The 19,507-nt window shown below is 52.2% G+C and carries 16 protein-coding genes; 1 reads left to right on the top strand and 15 read right to left on the bottom strand.

Annotated features, from left to right (window positions below):
- Positions 1 to 189 precede the first annotated feature (189 nt).
- The 15 genes from cysE to rimP all read right to left on the bottom strand — a co-directional run bounded on the left by cysE (position 190) and on the right by rimP (position 15,693).
- On the bottom strand, positions 190 to 861 hold the full coding sequence (gene cysE / locus GPK83_RS03580) for a serine O-acetyltransferase (RefSeq protein ID WP_158553029.1): 672 nt from the start codon (positions 859 to 861) through the stop codon (positions 190 to 192).
- A gap of 291 nt (positions 862 to 1,152) precedes the next feature.
- Positions 1,153 to 1,596 carry a protease complex subunit PrcB family protein gene (locus GPK83_RS03575; RefSeq protein ID WP_015553620.1) on the bottom strand — a complete coding sequence of 148 codons (444 nt, stop codon included), beginning with the start codon at positions 1,594 to 1,596 and terminating at the stop codon, positions 1,153 to 1,155.
- 145 nt (positions 1,597 to 1,741) lie between these two features.
- A complete protein-coding gene (locus GPK83_RS03570) occupies positions 1,742 to 2,020 on the bottom strand; it encodes a type II toxin-antitoxin system HicB family antitoxin (RefSeq protein WP_215704024.1) in 279 nt (92 codons plus the stop codon).
- 149 nt (positions 2,021 to 2,169) lie between these two features.
- Entirely contained in the window at positions 2,170 to 4,389 is a 2,220-nt protein-coding gene (locus tag GPK83_RS03565; RefSeq protein WP_215704023.1) for a polyribonucleotide nucleotidyltransferase, read from the bottom strand.
- A gap of 203 nt (positions 4,390 to 4,592) precedes the next feature.
- Positions 4,593 to 4,859, bottom strand: coding sequence for a 30S ribosomal protein S15 (gene rpsO / locus GPK83_RS03560; protein ID WP_015553623.1), 267 nt, complete (start codon positions 4,857 to 4,859; stop codon positions 4,593 to 4,595).
- A 242-nt stretch (positions 4,860 to 5,101) separates the two neighbouring features.
- Entirely contained in the window at positions 5,102 to 6,937 is a 1,836-nt protein-coding gene (locus tag GPK83_RS03555; RefSeq protein ID WP_215704022.1) for a L,D-transpeptidase family protein, read from the bottom strand.
- A gap of 146 nt (positions 6,938 to 7,083) precedes the next feature.
- Positions 7,084 to 8,013, bottom strand: coding sequence for a bifunctional riboflavin kinase/FAD synthetase (locus GPK83_RS03550; RefSeq protein WP_215704021.1), 930 nt, complete (start codon positions 8,011 to 8,013; stop codon positions 7,084 to 7,086).
- 1 nt (position 8,014) lies between these two features.
- Positions 8,015 to 8,917 (bottom strand): tRNA pseudouridine(55) synthase TruB, encoded by a 903-nt coding sequence (gene truB, locus GPK83_RS03545; protein ID WP_215704020.1) that lies wholly within the window; start codon positions 8,915 to 8,917, stop codon positions 8,015 to 8,017.
- An 18-nt stretch (positions 8,918 to 8,935) separates the two neighbouring features.
- On the bottom strand, positions 8,936 to 9,898 hold the full coding sequence (locus GPK83_RS03540; protein ID WP_215704019.1) for a bifunctional oligoribonuclease/PAP phosphatase NrnA: 963 nt from the start codon (positions 9,896 to 9,898) through the stop codon (positions 8,936 to 8,938).
- Between the two features lie 146 nt (positions 9,899 to 10,044).
- Complete coding sequence (rbfA, locus tag GPK83_RS03535) at positions 10,045 to 10,440, bottom strand: 30S ribosome-binding factor RbfA (protein ID WP_118736709.1); 396 nt, start codon at positions 10,438 to 10,440, stop codon at positions 10,045 to 10,047.
- 83 nt (positions 10,441 to 10,523) lie between these two features.
- Positions 10,524 to 13,355 (bottom strand): translation initiation factor IF-2, encoded by a 2,832-nt coding sequence (gene infB / locus GPK83_RS03530; RefSeq protein ID WP_345941768.1) that lies wholly within the window; start codon positions 13,353 to 13,355, stop codon positions 10,524 to 10,526.
- Between the two features lie 88 nt (positions 13,356 to 13,443).
- Positions 13,444 to 13,755 (bottom strand): ribosomal L7Ae/L30e/S12e/Gadd45 family protein, encoded by a 312-nt coding sequence (locus GPK83_RS03525; protein WP_015553628.1) that lies wholly within the window; start codon positions 13,753 to 13,755, stop codon positions 13,444 to 13,446.
- Entirely contained in the window at positions 13,742 to 13,972 is a 231-nt protein-coding gene (locus tag GPK83_RS03520) for a YlxR family protein (RefSeq protein ID WP_117470801.1), read from the bottom strand. Before GPK83_RS03520 ends, GPK83_RS03525 begins: the two co-directional genes overlap by 14 nt.
- Before the next feature lie 71 nt (positions 13,973 to 14,043).
- Positions 14,044 to 15,210: a transcription termination factor NusA gene (gene nusA / locus GPK83_RS03515; protein WP_021904667.1), complete on the bottom strand. Its 1,167-nt coding sequence runs from the start codon at positions 15,208 to 15,210 to the stop codon at positions 14,044 to 14,046.
- 15 nt (positions 15,211 to 15,225) lie between these two features.
- The gene (gene rimP, locus GPK83_RS03510) at positions 15,226 to 15,693 is read right to left on the bottom strand and encodes a ribosome maturation factor RimP (protein WP_021904666.1); all 468 of its coding nucleotides are present in this window, start codon (positions 15,691 to 15,693) and stop codon (positions 15,226 to 15,228) included.
- 391 nt (positions 15,694 to 16,084) lie between these two features.
- Here rimP and GPK83_RS03505 point away from each other — a divergent pair, with 391 nt between their 5' ends.
- The gene (locus tag GPK83_RS03505) at positions 16,085 to 19,027 is read left to right on the top strand and encodes a TetM/TetW/TetO/TetS family tetracycline resistance ribosomal protection protein (RefSeq protein ID WP_215704017.1); all 2,943 of its coding nucleotides are present in this window, start codon (positions 16,085 to 16,087) and stop codon (positions 19,025 to 19,027) included.
- The last annotated feature ends 480 nt before the right edge of the window (positions 19,028 to 19,507 follow it).

Below are 19,507 nucleotides of genomic sequence, written 5' to 3'. Positions count from 1 at the left end.
CGCTGATGGGATTTTTGCCCTCCAGCCTATGTTTTCTTACGGTCAGCGCAGCAAGTGCGCAGACCTACTGAACAGTTACGCCCGTTGTTACTTTCAATCCGGCGGCCTGGGCTTCTTTTCGCTCAATGCAGCACATCCGCAGGTCTGCTTAAAGGTCCTCCGGTTGTACTGCTGCTTAGATCTATTCTGCTACAGCTCCTCCTTCGCCTTTTCCAGCTCCTTCTCCAGCTCTTTCACCCGGCGCTCCAGCTCGTCGATGGTCTCCTGCATCTTGCAGATGTGTTCCGTGTTGATCTTCTTTGACGGATCTTTCACCGGCACACCGTCCTTTTTGACCTGTCTCGCGGGGATTCCGGCTGCGGTACTGTTCTCCTCCAGGGGCTTTAAAAGGACCGCGTTCGCTGCGATCTGGCAGTTGTCACCCACCTCGAAGGCGCCGAGGATCTTCGCTCCGGCTCCAATGAGGACATTGTTTCCGATGGTCGGATGGCGTTTTCCCTTCTTTGTTCCGACACCGCCCAACGTCACGCCCTGGTAGATCGTGCAGTTATCCCCCACCACCGTGGTCTCGCCGATGACGATGCCGCAGCCGTGGTCGATGAGGATCCCACGTCCCAGGACCGCGCCCGGATGGATCTCGATCAGAGTGAAAAATCTGGCGATCTGGGAGATCAGACGGCCGAGGAACCGCATATTGTGGGTCCAGAACCAGTGAGCGATCCGGTGCCAGATCAGGGCATGGACTCCCTGGTATAAAAGCAGGACCTCCAGCGCGCTTCTCGCCGCCGGATCTCTCTCCTGAACCGCCTTTACATCAAGCCAGATATCTTTCAACAACATGTTTTTCCTCTCCTCTGCCATCCCGTTGTAATCTTTTAAGACATATTTTCTCTGTCTATCATACGTATTCTGCCCATATTGTGTGTCCGAATTTCTTCACATCAGATCATTTCGGTCAATCGGTCACGTTCCACATCTGCCATCAGGACATTTATGGCTGATTACATGTATTCTAGCAGAAATGATTATCAAAGTAAAGCGTTAACTCAATACATCAGTGCAAAATATCGAGTCTGTCTTACCTATATAAAGTAATTTCCGATTACACAATATAAGGAAACGCATTTGTAAGCAAAACACGACCCTCCGGATTTACTGAAATACCACCGGCTTATCCCGATACTCTGTCTTCACGATCAGCACCGGATACGAGTTCTCTGTCCCCCTCGCCTCACCAGCCTCCGGTCCCGTAAGTTCCGTGCGGATCACGATGGAATTATCCGTCTCATAGAGTTCCTTCACCGCCACGCTGTAGCCGCCGCCTTTCTGCGGACCCTCGCCGATGACGATATACATTTCCAGCCCGTCCGCGTATGTAAGCTTGAATGGTTTTTCCCGCTTTTTGTCGATCAGCTCCTTTAATGCCGCCGGGATATCCGCCTCCCCGGTGACTGTAAATTCCAGGTCTTCTCCCTGCTTCTCCTCAGAATTTCCGGACTGACATCCGGTAAATGCCGCAATCCCGCCCAAGATCACCATCAGGACTCCCAGCACCGTAAGCACCTTTCTCGCGCGCCTTGGCAAACGTCTGAACATAAAATAAGATCCCCATCATGGATTTTGTTACAATCCTATTCCGGGGATCCCATTTATATGAGTTTCTTATTCGTAACTGTTCAGCAGATCTGCCCACTTGCTGCGCTGACCGTAAGAAAACTTAAGCTGGAAAGCAAAAATCCCATCAGTCGCTGTCCGGTAAAAACTTGATCTTTACCATGATCTGCTTCGCAACCTGATTCTCTGCAAGCTCAATATCGTCTACATGAGTCGCGAAAGGCAGGTCGCCCTCGAATTCTTCCAGCTCTACGCTGATCCAGTTCTGGGCTGCATCTCTGGCGTTTTCGATAGCGTCCTCTAAATCGGCACCGTCCGCCTCACACATCTCCAGATCCGGAAAGAATGCGTGATAACCGTTTCCATCTTCTTTCTCTGTAAATACGGCAGGATATGTAAATGTCATAGTTTTCTCCTCTCCGATCTTTTTTTAATCAACATGAGCCGCAGGCTGCAAAGCAAACGCTGCAGGCTGCGGCCCATGTATTTATCGTAAGCAGCACCGTTCAGTCATGCAGTAACCAAAACTGGCACATAACCGGACTCTGACATGTCTTACTCGTTATCTTCCTTCTTCTCAGAACGCTCGCGTCTGTCGTCGCGGCGTCCGCCTCTTCTGTCATCGCGTCTCTCCGGGCGGTCGCTTCTCTCGCGTCTTTCCGGACGTGTTAACTTCTCAAGGTCTGCTGTCATATCTTCCGGTCTCATGGTCAGGTTGATCCTTCCCATGCGGTCTACCTCAACGACTCTGACGGTAACCTCATCGCCGATGTTTACGACATCTTCAACTTTTGCTACGCGCTTGTCGGAGAGCTTGGAAATATGAACCATGCCATCCTTGTTCGGAGCAAGCTCAACGAATGCGCCGAATTCCATGACGCGGACAACCTTACCTGTGTAGATCATACCCGGCTCAACGTCTGTCACGATGTTTCTGATAGTAGCGATGGCCTTATCGATCATCTCCTGATCAGTACCGCATACATTTACAGCACCGTCGTCTGTGATGTCGATCTTAACTCCTGTCTCCTCGATGATCTTATTGATCACTTTACCCTGCTTGCCGACTACATCGCCAATCTTAGCCGGATCGATGGTGATCTGTGTGATCTTCGGAGCGTACTTGGACAGAGTCTTTCTCGGCTCGCTGATAACCGGAGCCATAATGTTATCCATGATGTAAAGTCTTGCTTCACGGCAGCGTCTGATCGCCTCCTCGATGATCGGGCGTGTTAAACCGTGGATCTTGATATCCATCTGGATCGCAGTGATACCTTCGTGAGTACCGCCTACCTTGAAGTCCATGTCTCCGAAGAAGTCCTCAAGACCCTGGATATCGGTAAGAACGATGTAATCGTCGTCTGTCTCGCCTGTTACAAGACCGCAGGAGATACCGGCTACCATAGTCTTGATCGGAACACCTGCTGCCATAAGGGACAGGGTAGATGCACAGATGCTGGCCTGGGATGTGGAACCGTTGGACTCCATTGTCTCAGATACAGTACGGATCGCGTACGGGAACTCTTCCTCGCTCGGAAGTACCGGTACAAGGGCACGCTCAGCAAGAGCGCCATGACCGATTTCACGGCGTCCCGGTCCTCTGGACGGCTTTGTCTCACCTACGGAGAAGGACGGGAAGTTGTAGTGGTGCATATATCTCTTTGTTGTCTCATTCTCATCAAGACCGTCAAGACGCTGTGCCTCGGAAAGCGGTGCAAGTGTGCAGGCGTTTAAGATCTGGGTCTGTCCGCGGGTGAACATACCGGAACCATGTACGCGCGGAAGAATATCGATCTCAGCAGCTAACGGACGGATCTCGTCGATGCGGCGGCCATCCGGGCGCTTGTGGTCTTTTAAGATCATCTTTCTTACGGTCTTCTTCTGATACTGGTAAACAGCCTGTCCGATAAGCGGAAGCCACTCTTCGTTTTCAGCAAATGCCTCTTCGAGACGCTCTGTGATCTGGCGGATGTTCTCCTCACGTTTCTGCTTCTCGTCTGTGAATACTGCCTCTTCCATCTCAGCCGGCGGAACGATCTCTTTGATCGCAGCAAACAGCTCATCCGGAATTGCGCAGCTCTCGTAAGTGTGCTTTTCTTTACCGCACTCAGCAACGATGCGGTCGATGAATTTAATGATCTCCTGGTTTACTTCGTGTGCCTTGAAGATCGCGTTGATCATGGTCTGCTCCGGAACTTCCTTTGCGCCAGCCTCGATCATGATAACTTTCTCTCTTGTGGACGCAACGGTAAGAGCAAGATCAGATACCTTCTTCTGAGCGGATGTCGGGTTGATAATGAACTCGCCGTCAATAAGACCTACCTGGGTCATTGCACATGGGCCGTCGAACGGAATATCGGAAATGCATGTAGCAATCGCGGAACCGAGCATAGCTGTGAGCTCCGGGCTGCACTCCGGGTCAACAGACATAACAATGTTGTCAAGTGTTACGTCGTTTCTGTAGTCCTTCGGGAATAACGGACGCATCGGACGGTCGATAACACGGGAAGTAAGGGTCGCGTTCTCGGATGCCTTTCCCTCTCTCTTTGTGAATCCGCCCGGGATTTTTCCTACGGAGTATAATTTTTCTTCATATTCTACGCTTAACGGGAAGAAATCGATTCCGTCTCTCGGTTTGTCAGATGCAGTTGCGGTAGAAAGAACAACTGTATCGCCGTAGTGCATGAATGCTGCACCGTTTGCCTGCTTTGCAACGCGGCCTACCTCAACGGTAAGGGTACGTCCTGCAAGTTCCATGGAAAAACTCTTAAACATGGCTTCGTCTCCTTTTCTTAAATGTTGCGACAGAAGAAGCCGAAACTACTAAACTAAACATGATCCACGCATTGGTTAACACGCGAACCCGTAAGCTCCGGATCACTCATGCCTACTTTAGCGGTCTCGGAAGTTTCTTCCGTCTGTCAATTACAACAAAGGTGGAGTACACGAAATCATGCGCTCCACCCATAAGTCTGCTATTACTTTCTGATGCCTAACTTCTCAATAAGAGCACGGTATCCTTCAAGATCAGATTTCTTAAGGTATGCAAGAAGACCACGTCTCTGACCTACCATCATAAGAAGACCACGTCTGGAATGATGATCTTTCGGGTTAACTTTTAAATGCTCTGTGAGCTCTGCGATTCTCTCTGTAAGAATTGCGATCTGAACTTCCGGTGAACCTGTGTCGCCCGGTTTTCTGCCGTACTCAGCGATAATAGCTGCTTTCTTTTCCTTTGAAATCATTGTAATTTCCTCCTTAAAATTCTTTAAACTTACCGATCACCAGGTCCCGGTTGGAGTTATCCGCTGACCGAGCGTCGGCGCTTTCACATACTCCGACAGTATAGCATACCTGTCTTTAAAAGTAAATATGTTTTTTTCATAAAAAGCTCCAGTAAAAAGCGCCAGAATCTTCCAGTTCAAAAAAGCAGTTCAACTCGTGTTTAAACGTCACAAAATTGAACTGCTTTTCTTTTAAACAGATTTTAAAATCCAGGTCCGACTTCCTGCTCTGTCATGCCTTCCGTCTCCTGCACGAATCCCGGTCCGAAGCTCTCGTTGTCCCCGCCCGCCGTAACTGCAGGTGTCGTCTCAGGTGCCGCGGTTGTCTCCGGCACGGACGGTCCCGCCGCGGTCGTTTCCGGCGCTGCCGTGGTCGCCGGTGCTGCCGTCGTCTCAGGTGCCGCGGTTGTCGGCACTGCCGTCGTAGCTGCCGTTGTCTCCGCCGTCCCGTCCTTCTTCGTTCCGCCGGTCTTGGAGCTCTCCGTGCCGTCTAAATGGTAGCACAGGACTGGATCTCCCGCGGAGATGTTCTCGTAGATGGTCTTCGCCACTGCCGGCGGCAGGTTGACGCAGCCGTGGGATCCGCCATTCTTGTAGATCGTTCCACCAAATGTCTTTCTCCAATTCGCGTCATGCAGACCGATTCCGCCGTTAAACGGCATCCAGTAGGAAACAGGAGTCGCGTATCCCTGGCCTTTCAGGGTCGCATTTCTCTGCTTATACGTGATGGAATAAGCACCCGCCGGGGTACTCCAGCCCTTCGCGGCATTTCCGGACACGAAATCCGACTCCACAAGAAGCTTTCCATTCGCATAGAAGTAAAGATGCTGCGCCGTCAGGTTGATTTCCACGTATGTATTTCCATAATCATTTCCCGAATGGCTCGCGGCCTTCTGGGAATACTCCGGCTCTCTGGATGTCTGCTCCCCATTTTTGATGAGGCTCACGAGTGCTGCCGTCTCCTTCGCCTGGTCGATCTTCCATCCGTAATTTCCGGTGGTGATGGTCACCGTCTTTCCGTAGGATGTCTTCAATGTCTTCGGCTTATACGCGGTGTTGCAGGTGGATGCCAGGTTCTTGACATACTCCGCCGCCTTCGACTCGCTGACACTGACGCTCGTTCCGTTGACCGTGAGCCAGTTATGGATCTCATTTCCGTTCAGCGTCTCCGCTTTATCTCCAAACTTATATGTGATCTTTGCCCCCACATACTTGTTCATGGTCTCGCAGGCCGTCTTAAGTGCCTCGTCCTCGGAGGTCACCGAAGGAGCCAGATAACATCCCTGCTCCTCGAGGTCCACGCTCTCCGCCAGGGACATGATCGCAGTGGCGACCGCCTCTTTCACCTTGTCCTCCAGGAGCTCCGTTCCCTCATCCTCTTTTATGATCGAGTAAGAGCCTGTCGCGGAATCATAATCAGAGATCTTCGCGTCCTCCGGCTCTCTCATATTTTCCTCGTCCATGCAGGAGAGACCTTCTACTGCCTCATTCAGCATATCGTCGCTGTAGCGGAGCAGGGCATCCGTATTTACCTCATTCACCGCTTTTCCAAACCGGTATTTTCCCCAGTCCATCGGCTTCTGGGAGGCGATGGCCTTATCTAACGTATCATCAAACTCCGCGTAAAGTCCCACACTCTCCCCGGTGATGGACTCAGAGAGACCCTCGCGCCCATTGATGGTCAGCGTATATCCCTTTAACTGCTCCATGATGGCGTCTTCCACTTCCGATGCCGTCTTTCCCGTCACATCCATGCCGTCAACGATGGTTCCGGGCAGAAAACATGTCTTGTATTTTGAGGATTCATGCCAGTAGAGGCCGCCGCCAACGGCTCCAACGAGAACGACCACGCCGCCGCACACAGCCGCGATCTTTACCGCCAGGTCCTTATTCATTCCGGTCCCGCGGTTTTTCCCCCGTTTTCTCCCTTTCTGGGCCTTAAATTCTGCATATGTCATCGCCGGCTTCTGCTCCGGCGCCTGCTTTTCTTTTTCCCCGCCTTCCGGCTTATTTTCTAACTCCAATTCTTCCTTCTCCATGTATAACTGTCCGTCAGATCCGCACTGCATGGGCAAAGCTCTTCCAGACAATTACCTTCCCTTTTTAAGATACGCCCGTCTCCCATCCTTTTGTGAGAAACGGATGATGTTCCTTTTTATGATACTTTTCTGAAATTTATGAATATTTACGCAAACTCCAGATACCGTCTCTGGCACTCCTTGATATCATGGTCCAGCTGCGCCTTCAGCGCGTCGATGGACTCAAACTTCATCTCCGGTCTCACAAAGTCGAGAAGCTCCACTTTCATGTCTTTTCCGTAGAGATCTCCCTCAAAATTATAGAGATAAGTCTCCACTCCCACAGGATTTTCCCCGGAGATCGTAGGTTTTGCCCCCACATTTGTCAGTCCACCGTAAGTTTTTCCGTCCACGGTCACCCTCGTCACATAGACGCCGAACTTCGGCAGGTGTTTCACCGCCGGCGGGATCAGGTTCGCCGTCGGATATAATTTTGTGTGTCCGATGGCGTTTCCATGCTGCACCGTTCCGGTGACAAAGTAATAATACCCCAAAAGCTTGTTTGCCTTTATGATATTTCCGTCCGCCAGCATCTCACGGATGTAGGTGCTGCTGATGATCTTTCCTTCCTCGTCCCGCTCCTTGTCAACAACAAAATAGCGGTATCCGTACTCCGACGACAGGCGCTCCAGCATCGCGCAGTCCCCGGCTGCCTTGTATCCAAAGTGGCAGTCCGGACCAGAAACGATGACCCCGGCGTTCATGTGTCCCACAAGGATGTCGGAGACGAACTTCTCCGGTGCCATATGGCATACTTCCTCATCAAATGGGTATTCTACGATGTAGTCAACACCGGCTTTCTCCAAAAGCATCTCACGCTCCGGGTTCGTCATGATCATGGTCTGCATCTTTCCCTTTACCAGGGTTCCCGGAGGCGTCGCGAAGGTGAACACGGCGATCTTAAAGCCTTGTTCCTTCCATTTTAACATCTCATGCATCAGCTTCTGGTGTCCCCTGTGGAGGCCGTCAAATTTACCGATGCTGACGACTGTTTTCTCTTTGATCTGAAACTCTCTGGTTTCCGCGATGTACTGCATGTCAATTTCCTCCCAGAAAGATTTTTTCCGGATAGTACATGTGTTTCTCTTCGTCGTACTTAAACACCCCGATAAAGGTTCCATCCGAATGATAAACGCGGAACATGTCCCCGCCCCTTACATCTTTTACCGCGCGGCTGCGGAACGGATTTCCGTTCTTTAAGAGCTTATCGAGCTCCTCCGTATCCGAGCGGATCTCCGGAAGCTCCTTGAAGACTTCCTCCACCGGAAGTACGGCCTCCGCCAGCCGGTCTTCCTCTTTTAACTTCTGAAGTTCGTCCAGTGTCAGGCTCTCTGAGAGTTCAAACCGCCCTACCTTTGTCCGGAGCAGTTCCTTCATGCAGCCGCCGACGGAAAGCTTCGCGCCGATATCATGGCACAGGGTGCGGATATAAGTTCCCTTTGAGCAGGACACGGTCATCGTAACCTCCGGGAGCTCTATTTTTTCGATCCGGATATCAAAGATCTTTACCGGACGCGCTTTCCGCTCCACAGTCTTTCCCTCTCGCGCAAGCTCATAGAGCTTCTTTCCATCGACCTTGAGTGCCGAGTACATTGGCGGAACCTGGGCGTAATCCCCGATAAAGGAGAGGACCACATCCTGCACTTCGTCTTCTGTGAGGCCCGATGTATCTTTCGCCTCCAGCACCGTACCCGTCGTATCCTCCGTGTCCGTCTCGGTTCCAAGAAGAAGAACAGCCCTGTATGTCTTGTCGTGATCGGTCAGCATATCGCAGAGCTTCGTGCCTTTTCCTGCGCACACCGGAAGAACGCCTTCCGCCGCCGGATCGAGAGTCCCCGTATGACCGATCTTTCTCTGACCCAGGATCCCCCGCATTTTCGCCACGACATCGTGGGAGGTGAATCCTTTTTCTTTATATACGTTAATAATTCCGTCGTACATTCTTTCCTCCGGTGTTCGTCACTTGAGCTCTTCCCACTGTTCGCGGATCTTTCCGCTGATCTTCTCCACGATCTCCTGCGGCTCCCCTGTCATCGTGCAGCCTGCGGCCTTCACATGTCCGCCGCCGCCGAAGCTCTGGGCGATCCGGCTCACATCCACAGCGGAGTTCGTTCTGAGGCTCACCTTGTACTCGCCAGGATTGCCCGTCTGGTAGAGCAGAAACGCGATCTCGACGCCTTCAATGATCCGAAGCTGGTCCACGATTCCATCCGTGGCCTTTACGGTGCAGCCATATTCCCTTAACTCATCCGTCGTGACAACCGTGTATACACAGCGGTTATCCAGGATCCGGACACTGTCGAGAACCGCCCGGCCGTGAAGCTTCGCCTGACCGTATGTTTTTGCAAAAAAGCTGTTGTCGATGATCTTCGGGAAATCGATGCCCTTTTCCATTAAAAACCCAGCAATCTCCATGGTCTGTCTCGATGTATTTGAGAACTTGAAGATACCGGTATCATGGGCGATCCCCGTGTACAGGCACTCTGCGACCGCTTTGCTGATCTTTTCCTTATCGAGAAGGCGGAACAGCACCTCGCTTGCGGAGCTCGCCCAGCTCTCGATCACGTTGACCCTGCACATTCCCTTGTTCGTGATGTGGTGGTCAATGCAGAATGTATCCTTTGCTGTCTCCCGGTACGGGGCGAAGGCGCCCAGGCGCGGAACGTCGCTGACATCCGATGTGATGCAAAGATCAAATATTTTTGTGTCGTCGTATTCTGTGTGTACATCCTTATAACCGGAAAGATAGGAAAATTTCACTCCCATTTTCTCCAGATACACCGAGACCTCAAGCCCCTCATAATTTTCCTTCAGATAATTATAGAGTCCCAGACAGGAACCGATACAGTCCCCGTCAGGATTTACATGGCCCAGGATCACAATGCTCTTCTTTCCTTCCAGCATCTCATCAAGAATTCCCAAAAGTTCCGCCTCCCTTAATGTGTATTGTAATATAAAAAACAGAAAAATCCGGCAGAATCCGCGTTGCGCGCGTCCGGCCGGATTCCTCCATATGATTTCATCGTGTCCCATTCTGCCGGTTTTCCCCCGCAGAACGTTCCATTCGTTTAATTTTCGCCCTCAGTACCGTCGTTTTCCTCTTCCTCCGGCATATCCTTTGTCACCTCATCGATGAGTTTCGACATACGGACACCGTACTCGATAGACTGGTCCAGCACAAAGAAGATCTGCGGAGTGTTCCGAAGATTTACTTTTTTTGCCAGCTGGGTTCTGATAAAGCCCTCCGCGCTCTTTAAGCCGCGGATCGTATCTTTCGCCTGCTCCTCATCCGCAAGGACGCTGATGTAGGCCTTGCAGATCTTAAGGTCCGGTGTGACCGAGACCTGGACCACGCTTGTCATCGGATGAACGCGCGGATCCTTGAGCTCAGAGCGGATAATTTCACTCAGGGCTTTCTGGACTTCGCCGTTGATCCGGATATTTTTTACACTGTTTTTTCTCATGATATTACCTCTTTTTTTACGACTATCCCGGACATAGCCGCGAAACTAAACTCTCCGCGGCTATGCACAGACCTGACAGACAACTATCTCGGCACCTCTACCATGATATAAACTTCGATCATATCGTCTTCCTGAAGATCGTTGAAGCCCTCGAATACAAGACCGCACTCGTAACCTGCGTTGACTTCCTTCACGTCGTCCTTGAAACGCTTTAAGGATGCAAGCGGTCCCTCGAAGATCTGCTCGCCGTCTCTCGTGATGCGGGCCTTGCTTCCACGGGTGATCTTACCGTCAAGCACATAGGAACCAGCGATGGTGCCGACTCCGGATGCCTTGAACGTCTGGCGGACAACTGCATGACCGGTTACCTGCTCCTCGTATACCGGATCCAGCATACCCTTCATGGCAGCCTCTACATCCTCGATCGCCTGGTAGATGACGCGGTACAGACGCATGTCGACTTTCTCGCGGTCCGCGATGGACTTCGCCTGTGCGTCCGGACGAACGTTGAAACCGATGATGATCGCATTGGAAGCGGATGCAAGTGTAACGTCGGACTCGTTGATCGCGCCAACGCCGCCGTGGATGACTTTGACAACAACTTCCTCGTTGGAAAGTTTTACGAGACTCTGTTTTACAGCCTCTACAGAACCCTGTACATCGGCTTTTACGATGATCGGAAGTTCCTTGACATTTCCGGCCTTGATCTGTGAGAACAGGTCGTCTAAGGAGAGTTTTGCCTTTGTATCTTCGATAAGCTTATTCTTGCTCTCTGCGATGAATGTCTCTGCGAAGCTTCTAGCCTCTTTCTCGTTCTGGTGCGCGATGAATACCTCACCTGCGTTCGGAACATCGTTGAGACCGAGGATCTCAACCGGAGTGGACGGACCAGCCTCTTTGACACGGTTGCCCTTATCGTCCATCATGGCGCGGACTTTACCGTAGCAGCAGCCAGCGGCGATAGCGTCACCGACCTTTAAGGTACCTTTCTGTACAAGTACCGTTGCCACCGGTCCTCTTCCCTTATCAAGCTGCGCCTCGATCACGAGACCTCTTGCGCGGCGGTTCGGGTTTGCCTTTAACTCTTTTACCTCTGCTGTTAAGAGGATCATCTCGAGAAGTTCCGGGATTCCCTCTTTTGTATGTGCGGAAACCGGTACGAATACGGTGCTTCCGCCCCAGTCCTCAGGAATCAGCTCATACTCGGATAACTCCTGTTTTACTCTCTCTACGTTTGCGCTCGGCTTATCGATCTTGTTGACAGCAACGATGATCTCAACGCCTGCTGCCTTCGCGTGGTTGATGGCCTCAACGGTCTGCGGCATAACACCGTCGTCCGCTGCGACAACGAGGATCGCGATATCTGTTGCCTGGGCACCACGCATACGCATTGCCGTGAACGCCTCATGACCCGGTGTATCGAGGAATGTGATCTTCTGTCCGTTGTATTCAACAACATAGGCACCGATGTGCTGTGTGATACCGCCTGCCTCTCTGGAGGTTACGTTTGTCTGGCGGATCGCGTCAAGAAGGGAAGTTTTACCGTGGTCAACATGACCCATTACGCAGATGACCGGCGGTCTCGGAACCATGTCCTTCTCGTCCTCTTCTTCCTCTTTTAAGAGTTCCTCGATGACGTTGACCTTCTTCTCCTTCTCGCAGAGAACATCATACTCCATAGCGATCTCTTCGGCTTTCTCGAAGTCGATCTCCTGGTTGATCGTAACGATGGTGCCCTGTAAGAAGAGCTTCTTAACGATTGCGGACGGCTGTAATTTCATCTTGTCCGCGAGTTCTTTGATCGTGATAACCTCCGGGATTACGATGGTCTTGATCTCTTCGACCTTCGCCTCCTCCTTCTTCGGCTGCGGCGGCATAACCGGAGCTTTTACGCCCTTCTGGCCCTTTCCTGCCTTGCCTTTCATCTCGATATCGCGGTCTTTCTTTGCGTCATGCTCTTTCTTGTAAGCGTTCTTGCTCTGCTTTGTGTTCTGCTGCTTCTGTGCAAGCGGTGTATCGAAGGACGGCTTCGGAATGCCCATGCCGCTTCTGTTTCCGCCCTGACGGTTGTCGTTTCTGCCCTGGTAACCGCCCTGACGATTGTTGTCACGGTTGCCCTGGTAGCCACCCTGGCGGTTTCCGTCTCTGTTGCCCTGGTAGCCGCCCTGGCGATTGTTATCTCTGTTACCCTGATAACCACCTTGGCGGTTTCCGTCTCTGTTGCCCTGGTAGCCGCCCTGACGATTATTATCTCTGTTGCCCTGATAGCCGCCCTGGCGGTTTCCGTCTCTGTTGCCCTGATAGCCGCCCTGGCGGTTTCCGTCTCTGTTGCCCTGGTAGCCACCCTGGCGGTTTCCGTCTCGGTTACCCTGGTAGCCGCCCTGACGATTATTATCTCTGTTGCCCTGATAGCCGCCCTGGCGGTTATCTCTTCCGCTCTCACGGTTTCCGTCGCGTCCCGGGAACGGACGGCTCTCTCTGGACTGGAAGCCCTGGCGTCCTTCCGGACGGCTCTGGTTCGGAAGCGGACGGACATTCTCACGAAGATCCTGTGCCGGTGCCTCTGTCTTAACTGTCTCCGCCTTTTTCTCCGGTGCCGGTGCCGGTGCTGCTGAAGTCTCAGCTGCCTTTGCCGGTTCTGCCGGCGCGCTGTTTGTCGTCGGTCTCACCTGCATGCCGGAACCGTTGTTCGGTCTTGCCGGTCTCTGACCGCCCTGCTGGCGGTTTCCTGCCGGACGTTTCTGTGTGCTGTTCTGCGGACGGTAAACTGCCGCAATACGCTTCTTTGCCGGTGCTGCCGGCGCATTATTTTCTCCTTCAGCCGGAACTGCCGGCTTTGTGGAATTCTCCTGATTCTGATTCAATGTATCTGTTCCCTCTTTTTTCTTTCTTAAATCCTTTTCAAACTCACTCACGCTCGCCACCTCCAAAATAGTCCCTGCAAACCATCGCCAATGTACATGACCCGCCGCATGCAGGCATGCGCTCCTCATGTCCGCAGGACTACGCTTTTGCAGTAAAATGCTTCAACAACGCATTGGAAAAATTCTCGTCGATCACGGCCAGGGACGCTCTCATCTGCTTTCCCAGGATGTGTCCGAGCTCTTCCTTGCTTCCGAACTCAAAGTACGGGACCTTATAGTAAGTACACATGTTCCGGAACATTTTCTTTGTGTTGTCCGAAGATTCTTCCGATACGATCACCAGTCCGGCTTTTCCGGACTTTACCGCCTTCTCTGTGGAGAATTCGCCACTTCTTACCTTGCCGGCTTTCTCCGCCAGGCCCAACAGGCCAAGGACCTTATTTCTGTTCATCGATCTGTTCCATCTCCTTTTTCAGACTTTCGTAAACCTCTTTTGGAATTGCCATTTTAAAGGAGCGTTCCAGTCCCCGGCTCTTCACTGCCTTTTCAAAGCATGCCATGGATGGGCAGATATATGCGCCGCGTCCGTTTTTTCTTCCGGTCGCGTCAATGGAAATCACGTCGTCAGTACCTTTTAAGACACGGATCAGCTCCCGCTTGTTTTTCATTTCACCGCAGCCAATGCACTGTCTCTGCGGAACCTTCTTTACTGTACTCACTGTGGTCGTTCCCTTCTCTCCTATTCTTCTGTCTCAGCCTGTGCTTCGGAAGTTTCCTCTGCCGGAGCTTCGTCCTCTGCCGGCTCTACATCTTTCTCGTACTCGCCCTCAAAGCCTTCCTCGCCGAAATCCATATCGTCAAAGAGGCCAAGCTCTCTCGCCTGTGTCTCACTCTTGATATCGATCTTGTAGGTGGTAAGTCTTGCGGCAAGTCTTGCATTCTGTCCTTCTTTACCGATCGCTAAGGATAACTGGTAGTCCGGAACGATGACCTGTGCCTCTTTCTCGTCCTCATCCGCAACGACGGAGATGACCTTCGCCGGACTCAACGCGTTTTCAATTAAGAACGCCGGGTTGTCGTCCCAGTTGATGATATCGATCTTCTCACCGCGGAGCTCGTTGACGATGGCGTTGACTCTCGCGCCGTTTAAACCTACACATGCACCTACCGGATCAACGTTCGGGTCTGTGGAACTTACAGCGATCTTTGTTCTGGAGCCTGCCTCACGGGCGATGGCGCGGATCTCAACGGTACCGTCGCGGACCTCTGCGATCTCAGCCTCAAACAGACGTCTTACGAGGTCCGGATGCGTTCTGGATACGGAGATTCTCGGTCCCTTCGGGCTGTCCTTAACTTCCAGGATATAAACCTTGATGCGCTCAGTTCTCTGGAATACCTCGCCCTTTACCTGCTCAGCTTCCGGAAGGATCGCATCGATCTTTCCGAGATCTACGCTGACATTGCGGCCGATATAACGCTGGACAATACCCGTAACGACCTCTTTCTCCTTGCACTGCCACTCGCTTAACTGGGACTTACGGCTCTCCTCGCGGATCTTCTGTAAGATCACATTCTTCGCGTTCTGCGTCGCGATTCTGCCGAAATCATGGGAATCAATGGGGATCTGGACGATATCACCAAGGACATGTCTCGGAGCGATCATTCTTGCGTCAGCGAGGCTGATCTGTGTGATCGGGTCCTCCACAGTCTCAACGACCTCTTTTTCCATATATACAGAATAGTCGCAGCCATCCGGATCAATGATGACTTTCACATTGTCAGCTTTACCGAAATGGTTCTTGCAGGCTGTGAGAAGTGAATTCTCAATTGCCTCCAGCAATGTGTCCTTACTGATGTTGTACTCTTTTTCGAGTATATTCATCGATTCCATCAGTTCCTTGTTCATTTTTTATCCTCCTTATTAAAAATCGAATGCCAGACGGATTAAGGCAATGTCTTTTCTATTAAATGTGCTCTCGGAACCGTCCTCGTAGCGGATCGTTACGGTGTCCGCGTCATATGCCGTGAGAATTCCGGAGAAATCTTTCTGTCTCTCGATGGCGCGGTACAGCTTGATATCAACTGCTTCGCCGAGACTTCTCTTGAAGTCCTTCTCTTTCTTTAACGGTCTGCCGAGTCCCGGGGAGCTTACTTCCAGGATATAGCTGTCATCGATAAAGTCTTCTTTATCGAGCCAGTCGCTTAAGCGTCTCGATACCATCTCACAGTCATCCACTGTAAAGCCGCCCTCTTTGTCGATATAGGCTCTCAGATACCAGGTACCCGCTTCCTTCACGTACTCCACGTCCACCAGTTCAAAATTATTCTCTTCCATGATCGGAATTAAAAATTTCTCGACCCTGGATTCATATTCATCTCTTCTTGCCATGGGTTTCCACCGCCTTTCTGCCGGAATATTCCTGTTATGCAAAACGAAAGAGTGGACTTTTTCGTCCACTCTTTTGACCGGTTACTTATGTTATCGTCAAAATCATAGCATAGAACATCTGAAAAATCAAGGGGTTTGCTGGGAAAAGTGCCTGTTTGCGGGATTTCTGTGCAGTTTTCCGGGTGTTTTCTATGATTTTGGGGCAGCGACCAGCCCGACAGACCTGTTCCGTTTACGCAAATCATGCTGATCCTGGTGAATCCTGTGCCGGTGCCTCGTTGCATGGGATTCTGTTTTCTGATATACTATGTTTACGCTGCCGCCTTTTATTTTCTTTCAGGAGGCAGGTCACTTATTATATCTATATTACAGAAAGCAGACCTTATTGTATATGAAACGATTTGTTATCGGTATCCTCGCGCATGTCGACGCTGGAAAGACGACCATGTCCGAGGCAATTTTATATGAGACAGGAAAATTAAAGAAAATGGGGCGCGTAGACAACCGGGACGCGTTTCTCGATACGTTTGCACTGGAGCGCGCCCGCGGCATCACGATCTTTTCGAAACAGGCGGTCTTTCCGTTAGGCGATGCTTCCGTGACGCTCCTCGACACGCCGGGTCATGTGGACTTTTCGGCGGAGATGGAGCGGACACTGCAGGTGCTGGACTACGCGGTGCTCATCGTCAGCGGGGCTGATGGGGTTCAGGGACATACGGAGACACTGTGGAGACTTTTAAAACGGTATCGGATCCCGGTATTTCTCTTTGTGAATAAGATGGATCAGAAAGGGACGGATCGAGATGCGGTGCTGGCATCGCTGAAGGAGCGGCTGGATCATGGAGTCGTGGACTTCAGCGGGGTGATCGGGAATGAGGATGTGTTGACATTTTCAGTTTCTGCTGAACCGTTTTCGGCGGTCTGCAGAGATCCAGAAGAGGCAGCTGAGGAGATCGCCACCTGCGATGAAGTGCTTCTGGAAGCTTACCTCGCAGACGGTACTTTAAAGACAGACGATGTGCGGAAAGTCATCCATGACCGGAAACTCTTCCCGTGCTTTTTCGGCTCTGCGTTAAAACTTTCCGGCGTCCGGGAATTTCTGACCGCCCTCGGGGAGTTTGCGTCATGTCCGGACTACACGAAGGACTTCGGCGCGAAGCTGTTCAAGATCTCCCGCGATGAGGCGGGCATCCGGATGACGCATCTGAAGGTCACGGGCGGAAGTTTGAAGATCCGCGATTCGCTGTCCCCTGATTCTGAGGAGAAGATCAACCAGATCCGGCTCTACTCCGGCTCAAAGTTTGAGGCATTGAAGGAAGCGGAACCTGGCATGGTGGTGGCCGTCACCGGAATCTCCGACACGAGGCCTGGACAGGCCTTCGGAACTGCCTCCGAGAGTGCTCTTCCGCTTTTAGAGCCGGTCCTCACCTACCGGATCCTGCTGCCCTTTGGAACAGACTCCCACACCATGCTCAAAAACATGCGCATGCTCGAGGAGGAAGACCCGCAGCTCCATATCGTCTGGAACGAGGCGCTTGGCGAAATCCAGGCACAGGTCATGGGCGATGTACAGATGGAGATCCTGAAAAGTCAGGTACAGGAACGATTCGGCGTGGAGATCGAATTTGGCGAAGGAAATATTGTATATAAGGAAACGATCGCTAAGATCGTTGAGGGCGTCGGGCATTTCGAACCGCTGCGCCACTACGCGGAAGTCCATCTTTTAATGGAACCGGGTGAGCCGGGAACCGGACTCGTCTTTGATACCAACTGCAGCGAAGATATGCTGGATAAAAACTGGCAGAGACTGATTCTGACACATCTGGAGGAAAAGCGGTTCCGGGGAATCCTCACCGGTTCCGAGATCACCGATATAAAGATCACTCTGATCGCCGGGCGTGCCCACCAGAAGCACACAGAGGGCGGCGATTTCCGCCAGGCAACCTACCGCGCTGTCCGTCAGGGACTCTGCGAGGCGGGGTGTGTGCTCTTAGAACCCTACTACGCGTTCCGTCTGGAAGTCCCATCGGAAAACCTTGGGCGCGCCATGGCGGATCTTGACCGGATGCAGGGTGAATTTTCCTCACCGGAACAGGATGGCTCCATGGCTCTTCTTACGGGAACCGCCCCGGTTTCCACCATGAGAAATTACCAGCGCGACGTGATCTCCTACACGAAAGGCCGCGGACGGCTGACCTTGAGTCTTTCCGGCTACGAACCGTGCCACAACGCCGAGGAGGTGATCGCGGCCTCCGGCTACGATTTCGATTCCGACCTCCAGGACCCTGCCGGATCTGTCTTCTGCTCCCACGGGGCAGGCTTCGTGGTGCCGTGGAATGAGGTGAAGCAGTATATGCATGTGGAGAGTCCGCTGGCAAAGCAGCTTGCGAAGGAACAGCAGGAACGGGAGCTTAAGGAAGCGAATGAACGGCTGCAGGCGATGGCAGCGGATGTAGCTGCGGGGAAAGTTCCGAGTGGAGCGGCTGGCGGCAGCGCTGCTGGCTCTGGTTTTTCTGGCAGTAAAAATTCTGGCTCTGGAGCTGGACCTGGTTCGAGCGGCTCTGCCGCTTCTGGTAACGGTATCGACTCTGGAGCTTCCGCGAATGGCACTGCTGGTTCTTCCTCCGACAGCCGCGGAAATGGAGGTTCTTCCCTTTCCTTCTATGACGACAAGGAACTCCAGGCCATCTTCACCCGTACATACGGCGAGCCGAAGCGGAAGCTTGCCTCCGACTACGACTCCCGCACCGTGATCCGCGCAAAGAACGCCAGCCCGGTGAAGCCGGTGAAGGAAAAAAATGAGCCAGCGGACGAGTATCTTCTCGTTGACGGCTACAACATCATCTTTGCCTGGGAGGAGCTGAGCGACCTGGCGGCAGTCAGCATCGACGCAGCCCGCTACAAGCTCATGGACATCCTAAGCAACTACCAGGGATTCCGGAAAATATGTGTCATCGTCGTCTTCGATGCCTACAAGGTCCCCGGCGGTGTGGAGAAGGTCCAGAAATACCACAACATCAACGTCGTGTATACAAAAGAGGCGGAGACCGCCGACCAGTACATCGAAAAAGTCGCGATCCGCATCGGCAGACGATACCGCACCACAGTCGCTACCTCCGACGGCGTGATCCAGCTCATTATCCGAAGTCAGGGCTGTATCCTCTGGTCCGCGAGGGATTTCCGCGAGGAGATCGAGCGTGTCGGAAAGCTGATCTCCGAAGAAAAGGGAAAGCACACCGGCAATGCAAAAAATTATCTGTTCGCGCATGCGGACGAAGAGACACAGAAGTATTTAGAGGCAGTACGACTGGGAAAAAATCCTGAAATGCCATAAAAGAATGTGCCTTGGCACATTCTCGTGCCTCGCGCGGTCACTTGCGACAGTCCACATCTTCGCGCGAGTGCGCATCTTTGGCACGTCAGTGCCTTTTTCTGACCCCATTTCAGACATTTCCCACACTTTTTCCGTCCTATTTCCAGCCATTCTCTACATTTTCCGACCTGCCCTCAGTCCCTCTCCCTTGAACCACCAACACGCAATCCAGCGAATTTTCGAAATTTTCGAAATAGAGCGCAATTTTAAACCTTCAGACTCAAGCACATAACTTCTCCTCGCTCCTGTCAACACACCGCGCTGATACGCAATCTTCCAAACCGCCAACGCACAGCGCCGGTGAGTCTTCGGGCACGGACGCTTTGTGCAGGGAGCCTGGCTTCCTCTTGGCTCGCAGGAGAATGCGTTGGAGGACAGGCGGCACTTGTCTGAGCGTCAGCGAGTTGTGCCGACTGTTCTCCGCCCTTAGCATTCTTCTGC

Source organism: Clostridium sp. MCC328, from assembly GCF_018785465.1.
GTDB classification, from domain to species: Bacteria; Bacillota; Clostridia; order Lachnospirales; family Lachnospiraceae; genus Pilosibacter; species Pilosibacter fragilis.
Note: the sequence above shows the minus strand (reverse complement) of the source record. Positions and strands in the feature narration are given on the sequence as shown.

What these genes read in the sequence shown, in the direction of transcription:
- cysE (WP_158553029.1), bottom strand. Translation starts at nt 861, where the DNA reads ATGGCAGAGGAGAGGAAAAACATGTTGTTGAAAGATATCTGGCTTGAT.
- GPK83_RS03575 (WP_015553620.1), bottom strand. Translation starts at nt 1,596, where the DNA reads ATGTTCAGACGTTTGCCAAGGCGCGCGAGAAAGGTGCTTACGGTGCTG.
- GPK83_RS03570 (WP_215704024.1), bottom strand. Translation starts at nt 2,020, where the DNA reads ATGACATTTACATATCCTGCCGTATTTACAGAGAAAGAAGATGGAAAC.
- GPK83_RS03565 (WP_215704023.1), bottom strand. Translation starts at nt 4,389, where the DNA reads ATGTTTAAGAGTTTTTCCATGGAACTTGCAGGACGTACCCTTACCGTT.
- rpsO (WP_015553623.1), bottom strand. Translation starts at nt 4,859, where the DNA reads ATGATTTCAAAGGAAAAGAAAGCAGCTATTATCGCTGAGTACGGCAGA.
- GPK83_RS03555 (WP_215704022.1), bottom strand. Translation starts at nt 6,937, where the DNA reads ATGGAGAAGGAAGAATTGGAGTTAGAAAATAAGCCGGAAGGCGGGGAA.
- GPK83_RS03550 (WP_215704021.1), bottom strand. Translation starts at nt 8,013, where the DNA reads ATGCAGTACATCGCGGAAACCAGAGAGTTTCAGATCAAAGAGAAAACA.
- truB (WP_215704020.1), bottom strand. Translation starts at nt 8,917, where the DNA reads ATGTACGACGGAATTATTAACGTATATAAAGAAAAAGGATTCACCTCC.
- rbfA (WP_118736709.1), bottom strand. Translation starts at nt 10,440, where the DNA reads ATGAGAAAAAACAGTGTAAAAAATATCCGGATCAACGGCGAAGTCCAG.
- GPK83_RS03525 (WP_015553628.1), bottom strand. Translation starts at nt 13,755, where the DNA reads ATGAACAGAAATAAGGTCCTTGGCCTGTTGGGCCTGGCGGAGAAAGCC.
- GPK83_RS03520 (WP_117470801.1), bottom strand. Translation starts at nt 13,972, where the DNA reads ATGAAAAACAAGCGGGAGCTGATCCGTGTCTTAAAAGGTACTGACGAC.
- nusA (WP_021904667.1), bottom strand. Translation starts at nt 15,210, where the DNA reads ATGAACAAGGAACTGATGGAATCGATGAATATACTCGAAAAAGAGTAC.
- rimP (WP_021904666.1), bottom strand. Translation starts at nt 15,693, where the DNA reads ATGGCAAGAAGAGATGAATATGAATCCAGGGTCGAGAAATTTTTAATT.
- GPK83_RS03505 (WP_215704017.1), top strand. Translation starts at nt 16,085, where the DNA reads ATGAAACGATTTGTTATCGGTATCCTCGCGCATGTCGACGCTGGAAAG.